Here is a 12,572-nt window from a genome sequence, read left to right as displayed (position 1 = left end):
AACCATGCCCCAGCCTCTCAGCCTCAATCCTGATCGCCTGTTTCCGGCCGACGCCGACACGCGCGCCGTCGCGCGTCGTCTGTACGCCGAGATCAAGGGGCTGCCGATCATCAGCCCGCACGGTCATACGGACCCGAGTTGGTTCGCGCTGAACGAACCCTTCGCCAATCCGGCCGAACTGCTGATCACGCCCGACCACTACGTGTTCCGCATGCTGCATTCGCAGGGCATGGCGATGGAGGATTTAGGCGTTCCCCGCGCCGACGGTGGTCCGGTCGAGGCCGATCCGCGCACGATCTGGCGACGGTTCGCCGAGAACTATCATCTGTTCCGGGCCACGCCGTCGCGGATGTGGCACGACTGGGTCTATGCCGAGGCGTTCGGCATAGATGTGCGCCTGTCGGCCGAGACGGCGGACCATTACTACGACATCATCGACGCGGCGCTGAAGACCGACGCCTTCAGACCTCGCGCCCTGTTCGACCGCTACAATATCGAGGTGCTGACCACCACCGAGAGCCCGCTCGACACGCTGGAGCATCATAAGACGATCAGGGCGTCGGGTTGGAAGGGGCGGGTGCTGACCGCCTATCGCCCCGACCCGGTGCTGGACCCCGACTATGAGGGTTTCCGCGACAATTTGAAAATCCTGGCCGAGCAGACGAGCCGCGATACGCTGAGCTGGGAAGGCTATCTTCAGGCGCTGCGTGATCGCCGGGCCTTCTTTATCGAGATGGGCGCCACGTCGACCGACCACGGTCACCCCACCGCCTTCACCGCAGACCTGTCAAAAGGTGAGGCCGAGGCCCTGTTCCGCCGCGTATCGACCGCTCCGGCGACGCCGGCCGACGCAGAACTGTTCCGGGGCCAGATGCTGACGGAGATGGCCGCCATGTCGGTGGAAGACGGGCTGGTGATGCAGTTGCATCCCGGATCGTTCCGCAACCATTCGGCCACCGTCTTCAACCGCTTTGGCCGCGACAAGGGTTGCGACATCCCGACCCAGACGGATTACGTCCGGGCGTTGAAGCCTCTGCTGGACCGGTTCGGGTCCGACACGCGCCTGACCCTGATCCTCTTCACCCTGGACGAGACCAGCTACAGCCGCGAATTGGCGCCCCTGGCCGGTCATTATCCGGCGCTGAAACTGGGACCCAGCTGGTGGTTCCATGACAGTCCCGAGGGGATGCGTCGCTTCCGCGAACAGGTCACCGAGACGGCGGGCTTCTACAACACCGTCGGCTTCAACGACGACACCCGCGCCTTCCTGTCGATCCCCGCCCGTCACGATGTGGCGCGGCGCATGGACTGCGGCTTCCTGGCCAAGCTGGTGGTCGAACACCGGATGGAGGAGGACGAGGCCCACGACCTGGCGCGCGCCCTGACCTATGATCTGGTCAAGGCGGCCTACAAGCTGTGAGCCGCCTTTCCGAAGAAGGCCTGTCGCGCCTGCCCGCCGACGTCGCCGTTCCCGGTTACGACCGCGCCCAGGTGAAGACCGGCGTGGTTCATCTGGGCGTCGGCGCCTTCCACCGCGCTCACCAGGCCGTGGTGTTCGACGATGCGCTGGCCAGTGGCGACCTGCGCTGGGGCGTGCTGGGCGCCTCGCTGCGGTCGCCTGGCGTGCGCGACCAGTTGAACCCGCAGGATGGCCTCTACACCCTGGTCGTGCGCGACGGGTCGGACGAGCGTTTGCGCGTGATCGGCGCGGGGCGTGGCGTTCTGGTCGGACCGGAAGACCCCGCCGCCCTGGTCGCCGCCATGGCCGACGCGGATGTTCACATCGTCACCCTGACCGTGACCGAGAAGGGCTATCGCCTGGACCCGGCGACGGGCGACCTGCTGATGGACGATGCGGACGTGGCGGCCGATCTGGCGGACATCTCTGCGCCGCGCACCGCGCCAGGCTTCATCGTCGCCGCGCTGCGGGCGAGGCGCGCTGCGGGTCTCAAGCCCTTCACGGTCATCAGTTGCGACAATCTTCCGCACAACGGCAAGCGGATACGCGCCGGCGTCATCGCCATGGCGCGCCGGATCGACCCGTCGCTGGCCGACTGGATCGAGGCCGAGGGCGCCTTCCCGCAGACCATGATCGACCGGATCGTGCCGGCCACCATCCCTGAAGATATCGCTCGCTTGACCGACCGTCTCGGCGTCGAGGACCAGGGGATGGTCAAGGCGGAACCTTTCACCCAGTGGGTGATCGAGGACTGGTTCGCAGGCGAACGGCCTGACTTCGCTGCGCCATTCTTCGGCCGGGAGGGCGTGCAACTGACCGATGCGGTTGAACCGTGGGAGGACGCCAAGCTGCGCCTGCTGAACGGCGCCCATTCGGCCATCGCCTATCTAGGCGCTTTGTCGGGTCATGAGCATGTCCACGAAGCCGTCGCCGTTCCCGCTTTCCGCGCCTGTATCGAGGCCCTATGGGACGAGGCGCAGACCACGCTGGACCCACCGCCGGGTCTGGAGATCGCCGCCTATCGCGAGGCCCTGATGGCTCGCTTCTCGAACGCGGCCCTGATGCACCGCACCCGCCAGATCGCCATGGACGGGTCGCAGAAGCTGCCGCAGCGTCTGCTGGCCGGGGTCGCCGAACGCCTGGCGGCCGGGCAGGGCATCAAGGCCATGGCTATGGGCGTCGCCGCCTGGATGAAATGGCAATCGGGCGTGACCGAGAGCGGTGAAGCCTTCGTCGTCGATGATCCGTTGGCAGGCCGGACCGCCGAACTGCTGGCCGGCGCCGACAACGACCAGGATCGGATTTCGGCCTTGTTGAGCCTGTCCGCCGTCTTCCCGCCCGCGCTCGCCGCCGATGACCGGTTCATCGCCGCAGTCACGGGCGCCTATCTGTCGCTCGGCCGGAACGGCGCGGTCGAGGCCGCGCGTCTGGCAGGGGAGTAGTCCATGTCCCGCGTCTTGATCCTCAACCCCGCCGACGACGTCGCCATCGCTCTGGATGACATTGCGACCGGCGAAACGCCCGATGGTCTGAACGCGGCGGCGCGCGCCGACATCGCGACCGGGCACAAGATCGCACGCCATGCGGTGGAAAAGGGCGGTCTAGTTCGCCGCTATGGCCAGGTCATTGGCCGTGCGCAGATTGCCATCGCCGCCGGGGATCATGTCCACGTTCACAACCTGGCCATGGCCGAGGACGGGCGCGAGGCTGAGGTCGGCGCCGATCTGCGTCCGCCCGCGTCGCTGTCGAACGCGACCTTCCACGGCATCGTCCGGCCGGACGGCCGTGTCGGCACCCGCAACTACATCGGCGTCCTGACCAGCGTGAATTGTTCGGCCACCGTCGCGCGCCGCATCGCCGACGCCTTCCCGAACGCCAGCCTGCCGGCAGGCGTCGACGGCGTGGTGGCCTTCACCCATCAGGGCGGGTGCGGCGGGTCTTCGCTCAGCAGCGACGTGACCCTGCTGCAGCGGACGCTGGCCGGTTATGCCCGTCACCCGAACTTCCACTCCATCCTGATCGTCGGCCTGGGGTGCGAGGCCAATCAGATCCCCGCGTGGCTGGCCAACGAAGGGCTGGAAGCTGGCCCGCACCTGCGCACCCTGACCATCCAGGAGGCCGGCGGCGCCGCGCGCGCCATCGAGGCCGGCGTTGAGATTGTGCGTGAACTGGTCGCCGAGGCGGCCAAGATCGAGCGCCGGCCTGTCTCCGCATCCCACCTTACCGTCGGGCTTCAGTGCGGCGGTTCGGACGGCTGGTCCGGCGTCACGGCCAATCCGGCGCTTGGCGCGGCGGTGGACCTGCTGGTCGCCCACGGCGGATCGGCCATGCTGTCGGAAACGCCCGAGATCTGGGGCGCCGAACACCTGCTGCTGCGGCGCGCAGTGTCGCAGGACGTGGCGGACAAGCTGAACGCGCGTCTGGCCTGGTGGCGCGACTATGCCGACCGTCACCAGATGGAGCTGAACAACAATCCTTCGCCCGGCAATCTGAAGGGCGGCCTGACCACCATCCTGGAGAAGTCGCTGGGCGCGGTGGCCAAGTCGGGTTCGACGCCGCTGAACGACGTGATCGGCTATGCCGAGCCGCTGACCACGGCGGGCCTGACCTTCATGGACAGCCCCGGCTATGATCCCTGTTCGGCCACGGGCCAGATCGCCTCGGGCGCCAATCTGATCGTCTTCACGACGGGGCGAGGTTCGGTCTTCGGCGCCAAGCCCGCGCCGTCGATCAAGATCGCCTCCAACGCCAAACTGGCGCAATGGATGGACGAGGACATGGACATCGACGCCTCGCCCGTCGTGACCGGAACCAGCCTGGCCGAGGTCGGCGCGGTCATCTTTCGAAAGATGCTGGATGTCGCCTCGGGCGAACCGTCCAAATCCGAAGCGCTCGGCATCGGCGACAACGAGTTCGTGCCTTGGCAGGTCGGCGCCTATCTCTGATAGGTTGGGCGATCTTCAGAAAAGAAGGCCCGGAGCGGTTCGCTCCGGGCCTTTAGTTTATCACGCTGGAGGCGTCAGGGAGGGAAGCTCAGTACTTCCAGCGCAATCCCACGGCGATCTCGCGGCCGGTGTGACGGTAGTCGGACACGCGGTCCGTCACGTCGACATAGCGATCAGTGTATTCATCGGTCAGGTTGATGCCTTCGAGCGAGAAGGTCAGGTTCGGCGTGAACTCGTAAGACATGGAGGCGTCGATGTTGGTCGTGTCGTTGACGCCCTCTTCGGAGTTGCCGTTCGCACCGGGGAAGGACAACAGATACTGGCTGCGGTGCGCCACCGAGACGCGGGCCTGGAAGGGTCCGTCCTCATAATAGAGGGTGGCGTTGGCAGTGTTCTTCGACTGACCGGTCAGGCGGTTCTTGCCGGCCGTGCCATAGCTGACCTCAGAATCGACCCAGGTGACGTTGCCGGTGAAGCCGAAGTTCGACCACAGACCGGGCAGGAAGGTGAAGGGCTGCTGGTATTGGATCTCGATACCCTTCAACGCCCCGCCTGCGCCGTTCAGGCGACGGGTGACCTGGAAGATGTCGGTCGGGTTGGCCGCGCCCTGCAGCAACTCGTTGGGCAAGCCCAACTGGTTGTAAGGGATGCCCACCGTCTCCGAGGTGATGAAGCTGTCGATGTCCTTGTAGAAGACGGCGCCGGCCAGCAGGCCTTCGTTCTGGAAATACCACTCGACCGAAAAGTCGTAGTTGGTGGCGCGGAACGGATCGAGCAGCGGGTTGCCGTAAGAAACGGTTCGGGTCGTCGGCGAAACGCTGCCGCCCGGCGTCAGGTCACCCAGCGTCGGGCGCGACATCACCTTCGCGGCCCCCAGGCGGATGACGAGGTCCTCGCGCGGCTCCAGCGCCAGGTTGAAGGACGGAAGCACGTCGTCATAGTCGTTTTCGGTCGTGACGTAATCATAGGTCGTGACCGGCGGCGTGCCGACGGCGATGGTCTGCCAACCCTTGGCCGTAACCTCGGTCTGGGCGTAGCGAATGCCGGCGTTGCCGCGCAGGACCATGCCAGCGACCGTCGTGTTGAAGTCGGCCTGAACGAAGATGCCCTTGTCCGTTTCGTCCACCTCGCGCTCGCTGCGGTTGGCCACCAGCGGATCGTCATAGAAGCTCAGGAAGTTCGCGATCTTCGAGATGTCCGGGACGATGAAGCTGAGGTCGGAGCCGGCGCCGGCCTTGACCCCGTCGCCGATGCTGACGACCCGGCCGATGCTGTCGACGCCCGTCAGGCGATCCGCGCCGGTCGGATTGGTCTTGGTGCGCGTCAGGCCGAAGGTCTCGAAGCCATAGGTGCGATATTCACCCCCCGCCTTGAAGGTCAGCGAGTCGGACCAGTCGTAGGCAAGCGAGCCGGCGCCGACCTTGTTATCGAAGTTGCCGCCGCCATTGCTGCGCGTCGCATTGACTAGGGTGAAGCGCTGACCCGACGTGACGTCGAAGCCATAGTTGATGCGCGGCGCGCGATCATTCTCTCGGAAGTCGAACGTGTAACCGTTCACGCCCGCGGCCTCGAAGGCATAGGCGACGTTCAGCGGCGTGCGGGCTTCCGACCGGTTGGCGCCGACCTTCAGATTGCCGTGCAGGCGATCGGTGAAGTCGTGTCGCACGTTTAGCGACGCCTGATAGAAGTTGCTTTCGTTGCGTGTGAAGCCGTTCTCGGCGCGAACCAGCATGTTGTCGAAGACGCCATACGACAGAATGTTCTTCTCGGCGTCGATCGCATAGTCGCGCACCACCACGTTGTTGACGTTGGCGCGGCTGAAAGCCCAGGCCTCGATGTTCGGGCTTTCCAGTTCCGAGTTGAAGCGCGACCACAACACGTCCAGCACGGCCTCGGTGCGGTCGCTCGGCCGCCATTGCAGCGCGCCCGTCATGCCCAGGCGATCTTCCTGAGTATTGCCCAAAGTGTAGCGAGGGATGCGTGGGTAATAGGCGCTGAGCAGGGCGTCGCGCTGCGCCGTCGTGGTGCAGGGGATGCAACTCGCGAAGTTCTGGCCCAGGCCGTAGGGGTAGTTGGGATAGTCGGCGCGGGACTTGCCGGCAGGGATGGGCGGATTGATCGCGCCGGACTGCCAGCGCGTCGTGTTGAAGCTGCCCAGAATGGGCGAACGCTCGGAGTAGGCGACAGAGATCAGGGCGCCGAAGGTGCGGTCCTCGTTCGACCAGCTCAGCAGGCCGGCGAGACGGGGCACGGTCTTTTCAGACAGGTCGTTGTACGACGCCTGCACCGACAGGGCGGAGTTCAGGCCGCTGCCGCCGAAATCCAGGGGGCGGCCGGTCTGCAGATCGACGGTGGCGCCCAGCGAGCCTTCTTCGATCTCGGCCGACTGGGTCTTGCGGACCTTGATGCTGTTGAACAGCTCGGACGCGAACATCGAAAAGTCGAAGCTGCGGTTGCGATTGCCGCCCGACGCGGCCTGGGCCTCCAGACCGTTGATGCGCGTGCGGGTGAAGTCGGAGCCCAGGCCGCGAACCGAGATCGTCGTGCCCTGACCATTGACGCGGTCGATAGTCACGCCGGGCAGGCGCTGAATGGCCTCGGCCAGGTTCTGGTCGGGGAAGTCGGCCATGTCCTCGGCCAGGATGGCGTCGACGGCGCCGGCCTCGCGGCGCTTGATGCTCAGCGCCTGCTGCAGGCTGGAGCGGAAGCCAGTGACGACGATGTCGTCGACCGTGGCGGCGCCGTCATCCTGAGCGACATCCTGCGCTGCAGCTTGAGGGGCCGGGGCGGTCTGCGCCACCGCTGCCTTTGCCCCCATCATGGCCGCCAGGGATACGCCAACGGCGCACAGAGTCCGGGTATTGGTCCGTCGCATTCCTTCTCTCCCCATCCCGGCGATCATCTGGCACCGGTGTCATTTTTTGGTACGCTGTCGCGCATAATCGGATTGGCGACGTGCCGTTTATTGCAACAGCTTCCCGTATTTTGCAACCAGCCTCGTTCCGAACCCGGCAGTCGCGATCAAGTCCGCGCCAAAACCTCTATAATTCAGATGATTTGTATGGATGAGTTGCCGATGGCGTTTAGCTTTTGCGCGCCACTTCGACCGCATAAACGTGATTGGCGCCGTGCATGTTCGACACGAAGACGATCCATTTGGCGTCCGGCGTGAAGGTCAGGTTGGGCTCCAGCCGGTAATCGTGGTTCGACAGGTCCGCCAGACGTTCCGAGCGCAGATATTCCACGAAAATCTGGTCGTCCTTGTCGCTGGACGGATCGGCGTCGACGATCGGTTCGGGCCGCAGCAGGACGATCCATTTGCCGTCGGGCGCATGGGCGACCATGTCGCCGTCGCCGCCATCGCCGGCGAACAGGCTTCCATCCGGCGAGACGTTATAGTGGACGGACCAGTCGTTCTGCTCGACCCGTCGATAGACGCGGCGCCCCGTCTCCAGATCGACCGACGCGACCCAGAAGACCTGGCCGCGCGGGGTCTGCAGATCATAGAGCACCTGTTTGCCGTCCGGGCTGAACCATTCGTGACCGAAGATTTCGAAGTTCATCGTCCGCTGGTGGGTCTTCCTCAGGCCCGTGCCGTCGGCGCGGATGGCCCACATCCGGTCCACGCGGTGCCAGGGGCCTTCGTGGCAGAAGATGATCTGCTGCGGATCGGTCGGCGAGAACTGGGTGTGGCCGATCCATTCGGTGGTCTTGTGGATCACGCGGCGTTCGCCCGTCGCCAGATCGATGACGAAGATTTCCATCGGATAGCCGGCGGCCCAGCGCTGAAGCATACGCACGCCCTTGGCGCGGGCGAAGTTCAGCGGTTTGCCGTCCGGCCCGTTGGCTTCGTATTCCGCCTGGTCGAAACGGCGGTTGCGCGGGTCGGGCACGGTCGGCTGAAGCGGCTGGCTGTCATAGGCGACAAAGCCCAGAAGCAGGGTCTCGTCGGCGTTGACCGAGTTGATCTGGCCGTTCGGGATCCGGCCGATTTCACGCCTCTGTTTGGTGTCGGCGTCGATGACGAACAGGGTTTTGGCCCGGTCCATCAGTTGGCCGTCGCCGGGCGCGGTCACGGAATAATAGACGTTGCGACCTTTGCGGCCGGTGAACATCAGGTCGGCATCGTGGTCGGGGACCAGGACGCTGACAGCCCAGGTCGCCAGATCGACGGTCGAGATGCCCTGGGGCGTCGAAATGACCATCAGGTCGGGCGCGCCAGCCTTGGGCGGCAGGAACATGTTCTTGTAGAAATAGGGCTTTCCGCCGCCCCCGTCAGGCGAGACGCGGCGGATGCGGTGTCCGGTCTTGGGGTCGACCCACTCGGTCGGCACGGGGCCGTCCCAGCGCGGCCGCTCGACCGGCGTCTCCTGGATCGAGGGCGGCGCGGTGTTGGGCGCGGGCCAGACCGGAGCCTGGCCCGGCGCGGGCGATGCTGCGGACGTGGCCGGCTGGGCCTGGACGGTGGTTGTGGCGAAGGCGCCGACGGCGGGGGCCGCGAACAGCGCCTTCAGGGCGGTGCGTCTCGAGGTCGTCATGGGCGTTCCTCCAAGTTCTGTATATTTACGGTGCCGGAGTCAGGCCCTCGACCCGGACGGTCCAGCCGTCCTTGGGAAAGCCCGGGGCATGACCGCTGGACCCGTCCCAGCCCGCCGCCATCAGGCCGACGGCCATCAGCAGCGATCCGTTGGATGGAAAATAGGTCTCGGCGGCGCGGCGATAGCCGGGACCATCGGGATTGACCGCCATCGTCACGCCGCCGGCGCCGGCCGAAACGGGGACCAGTTCGTCGGCGTGTTCGTCCAGGTGAACGCGCGGGGTCATGCCGGTCACGCCCCACTGATTGTTCTTCAGGTCAGCGAACAGCCAGTCCACCGCCTTGTCCGGTTCGCCGATACGGGCCGCCGTCATCGCCATCATCGGGAAATCCCAGCCCCAGGTCTGACGCACGTCCCAGTTCTGCTCCACCGCCTCGAAGGTGCGACGCATGGCGGCGGTATCGATCCGCGCGCCGGGGATGAAGCCATAGGCCATCAGGAAGGAGGGATGGTCGCGGTTCTTGCACTGGGCCGCCGCCGCGTGCCTGCGGCAGGCGTCGGACATGGCCGTTTCCCAGAAGTCCGGCACGCTTTCGACCGGCAGATACAGCCCGTTCTTCATCGGCGGCGGCGCGATCTTGGCCAGGGCCTGATCCCAGTCGGCGCGGCGGGCCTGGCCCTTGCGTTCGCGCCAAGCCTGAGCGGTTTCCAGCGCCCAGCGGAAATACTCGACCTCGAAGGTCGGGTTCACCGTGGTCAGGGGATCGTAGTTTTCCTGAGCCGGAATCATCGGCGCGCCCAGGTTCAGCCGGCCGTCGTGTTCGATGGGCCAGGAGGCCAACAGGTCGGCGGTCGCCTCGACCACCTCGCCGTATCGATCCAGCACGGCCGGATCCTTTTCGGCGCGCCAGACCAGTTCGGCCAGCAGGATCGGATGCGGCTGCTGCCACATGATGAAGGGCGAGACCAGGCTGGGGCTGTTGCGGCCCTCGGGTCCGACCATCTTGGGCCACCAGGCGCCCTTCACATGGTGACGGGCGGCCTCGGCGCGGGCGTGATCCAGATTGCCGACATACCAGGGCAGGCTGCGCTCCAGCATGTCGGGATGGCCCCATATGGCTTGCCAGCCGGAATGCCAGGGGTGCATTTCCAGGTGAAACTTACCGTACCAGCTGTTTGAGAACAGGCCCTCTTCCTGCGGCGGCAGTTCGCCGGCGCCGTTCACCGCTGACAGGTATTGAGACAGGACCACGCGACGCTCCAGCTCGGCCGCGCGCGGGTCGGTAGAACCCGTGAAATCGACGGCGCCGCCCTGGGTCCAAAAGGCGTTCCAGTGTGCGGTGGTCGCCTGCACGCCGGTTGAATAGGCGGGTGTTTTTTCGGCGGGCTCCTGCTGATCGAAACGGATCATGACGGTCAGACGGTCGCGCCCGCTGGCGACGACGCGGAAGGCGTCGGCGCCGCTCTGCTCGATCTTACCGGACGCGGTGATGCCGGAAGAATAGGTGGTGTCGTCCAGGGTGCGACGAATGTGGACATCGCCGGTGTCGGAGGCGACGATGTTCAGGCTTTGCGCGCCTGTGGCGTCAAAGCTTGTCGGATCGGGATTGATCGCGGGGTTCACGCCCGGATAGCGGACCTGAACGCCCAGGCCCTGTGCGGCCACCATAGGCGAGGCGATCTCGACCATGACCATGTCCAGCGTCGGATGGACGCGGGTCACGACCTCGACCGGTTGGCCGTCATAGGTGAAACGGCTGGTCAGGGCGCCGGACCACAGGTCCAGCGTCTGGCGCGTTGCAGCGACCTTGGCGAAGTCCAGCGACTTGCCGTCGGCGAAGGTCAGGCCGATGCGGCTGAGCGAGAACCGATGGGGATTGGCCCGCAGCCAGGTATAGGCGGGCTGGGTTTCCGCCACGTCCCACGACTTCATCCAGGCATAGGGTTGTTCGCCCCGACCGGGCACGGATACGTCGATCAGGCCGTCCTGTTCGGTATAGCCGCTCGGATTGGGAAAGCTGTGCCAGGCCCATTGAGCCATGGTCAGCAGGGGCGAGAGTTCCGAATACTGCTCCGGGAAGGTCTGAAGCCCGGTGATGTCGGCGGTGAAGCCCAGGTCGCCGTTGCCCAGCATGATCGGCGCATGGCGGTCTATGGCCGTCAGGCTGACGTTGTGGCGCGTGACCAGGGCGTGACGGTCGATCGGCGCGGCAGTCGCGACGGCGGCGGTCGGCGCGACCGTCTGGGCGCAGGCGGCCGTGGAGCCGGCGAGCAGGGTGAAGGCGAGCAGAGCGGTGCGCAGGCGCATCATTTCGCCTCCGCCTTCAGCCCGAGGCCGGCGCCCTTCCAGCCGTACCAGGCGACGACGGCGAAGCAGGCGGCGGGCAGCAGGAAGGCGACATTGGCGCCGTAGAGGTCGGCGATCCTGCCCATGGGCCAGGGCAGCAGCACGCCGCCGCCGATGGCCATGACCATCAGCGAGGAGGCCTTCTTGGTTCCGGCGCCCAGGCCGGTTGTGCCCAAAGCGAAGATGGTGGCGAACATGGTGGACATGAAGAAAAAGACGGCCAGCAGGGCGATGGGCGAGACCTTGTCGATGCCGGCGGCGACGACCAGCGTCAGGACGACGTTGACCACGCCATAGGTCGTCAGCAGAACGCGCGGCTTGATCTTCAGCAGCAGGGCGGTGGCGAAGAAGCGGCCCACCAGATAGCCGATGGCCGCCAGCGACAGCATGAAGGCGCCCTGCTGGCTGGTCAGGCCCTGCCAGTTGTGCGTGACCAGATTGATGAAATAGGCGCCGATGCCGACCTGGGCGCCGATGTAGAGGGCCTGGGTGATCACGCCGGCGATGAAGTGCGGCTGTTGCGACAGGGGCTTGGCGGGAGCGTCGCCCGCGACCGCGCCGCCGTGATCCGACAGGCCGGTCTCGGGAAGGCGGGCGCGCCAGACGGCGAGGGCGAACAGGACCACGCCGACCGCGATCAGCCCATAGACGACCTGGATCGAGCGCGTCGCGCCGCCCAAGGCCTCGGTCGTCGTCGGGCTGAAGAAGACCGCGCCGCCGATCAGCGGGCCGAAGAATACGCCCAGGGCGTTGAACGACTGGGCCAGGTTCAGCCGCTGTGACGCCTTGGCCGGATCGCCCAGGACGTTGACATAGGTGTCGGCGCTGGTCTCCAGGATGCACAGGCCGGCGGCGAGAACGAACATCGAGCCGACGAAGGGCAGAAAGGCGCCCGCACCCGCCGCCGGGATGAACAACAGGGCGCCGATGGCGGTGACCGCAAGGCCCGAGACGATGCCGAACTTGTAACCGCGCGCGTGCAGCAGCATCCCCGCCGGGATCGACAGCAGCAGATAGGCGCCGAAATAGGCGATCTGCAGCCAGGCGCTGTCGGCCTGGCTGATGTTCAGCGTCTCCTGGAAATGCTTGTTCAGCACGTCGAGAAGGCCATAGGCCAGGCCCCAGATCAGGAAGCAGGCGATGGCGAAGGCCAGCGGCCCCTTCAGCGAACCGGCGGGCTTGGCCAGCCCTCCGGGGGTGTGGGCGGCGTCGGTCTCGATGACCATGGGATACTCTCCTGGATGTCCTCGGGGCCTGGCCGTCTTGCTGCGGCTTCGGCGGAA

At 66.0% G+C, this 12,572-nt stretch carries 7 protein-coding genes; 3 read left to right on the top strand and 4 right to left on the bottom strand.

Annotated elements, in window-relative coordinates; all coding sequences use genetic code 11:
• Positions 1–4: 4 nt before the first annotated feature.
• From uxaC to B3Z70_RS04530, 3 genes are read left to right on the top strand one after another with little or no spacing between them, the layout of a single operon-like run.
• Entirely contained in the window at positions 5–1,420 is a 1,416-nt protein-coding gene (uxaC, locus tag B3Z70_RS04540; RefSeq protein WP_292023643.1) for a glucuronate isomerase, read from the top strand.
• Positions 1,417–2,901 (top strand): mannitol dehydrogenase family protein, encoded by a 1,485-nt coding sequence (locus B3Z70_RS04535; protein WP_292023641.1) that lies wholly within the window; start codon positions 1,417–1,419, stop codon positions 2,899–2,901. The genes uxaC and B3Z70_RS04535 overlap by 4 nt, the downstream gene beginning before the upstream one ends.
• A gap of 3 nt (positions 2,902–2,904) precedes the next feature.
• Entirely contained in the window at positions 2,905–4,404 is a 1,500-nt protein-coding gene (locus tag B3Z70_RS04530; protein ID WP_292044778.1) for a UxaA family hydrolase, read from the top strand.
• Positions 4,405–4,492: 88 nt separating this feature from the next.
• Here B3Z70_RS04530 and B3Z70_RS04525 read toward each other — a convergent pair whose 3' ends face one another.
• The 4 genes from B3Z70_RS04525 to B3Z70_RS04510 all read right to left on the bottom strand — a co-directional run bounded on the left by B3Z70_RS04525 (position 4,493) and on the right by B3Z70_RS04510 (position 12,515).
• A complete protein-coding gene (locus B3Z70_RS04525) occupies positions 4,493–7,279 on the bottom strand; it encodes a TonB-dependent receptor (protein WP_292044775.1) in 2,787 nt (928 codons plus the stop codon).
• Positions 7,280–7,487: 208 nt separating this feature from the next.
• Positions 7,488–8,942 carry an oligogalacturonate lyase family protein gene (locus tag B3Z70_RS04520; RefSeq protein ID WP_292044773.1) on the bottom strand — a complete coding sequence of 485 codons (1,455 nt, stop codon included), beginning with the start codon at positions 8,940–8,942 and terminating at the stop codon, positions 7,488–7,490.
• Positions 8,943–8,967: 25 nt separating this feature from the next.
• Positions 8,968–11,253, bottom strand: coding sequence for a hypothetical protein (locus tag B3Z70_RS04515; RefSeq protein ID WP_292044769.1), 2,286 nt, complete (start codon positions 11,251–11,253; stop codon positions 8,968–8,970).
• Entirely contained in the window at positions 11,250–12,515 is a 1,266-nt protein-coding gene (locus B3Z70_RS04510) for an MFS transporter (RefSeq protein WP_292024723.1), read from the bottom strand. The genes B3Z70_RS04515 and B3Z70_RS04510 overlap by 4 nt, the downstream gene beginning before the upstream one ends.
• Positions 12,516–12,572 lie beyond the last annotated feature (57 nt).

It is taken from the genome of Brevundimonas sp. UBA6550 (assembly GCF_002434505.1).
Lineage (GTDB): Bacteria > Pseudomonadota > Alphaproteobacteria > Caulobacterales > Caulobacteraceae > Brevundimonas.
Note: the sequence above shows the minus strand (reverse complement) of the source record. Positions and strands in the feature narration are given on the sequence as shown.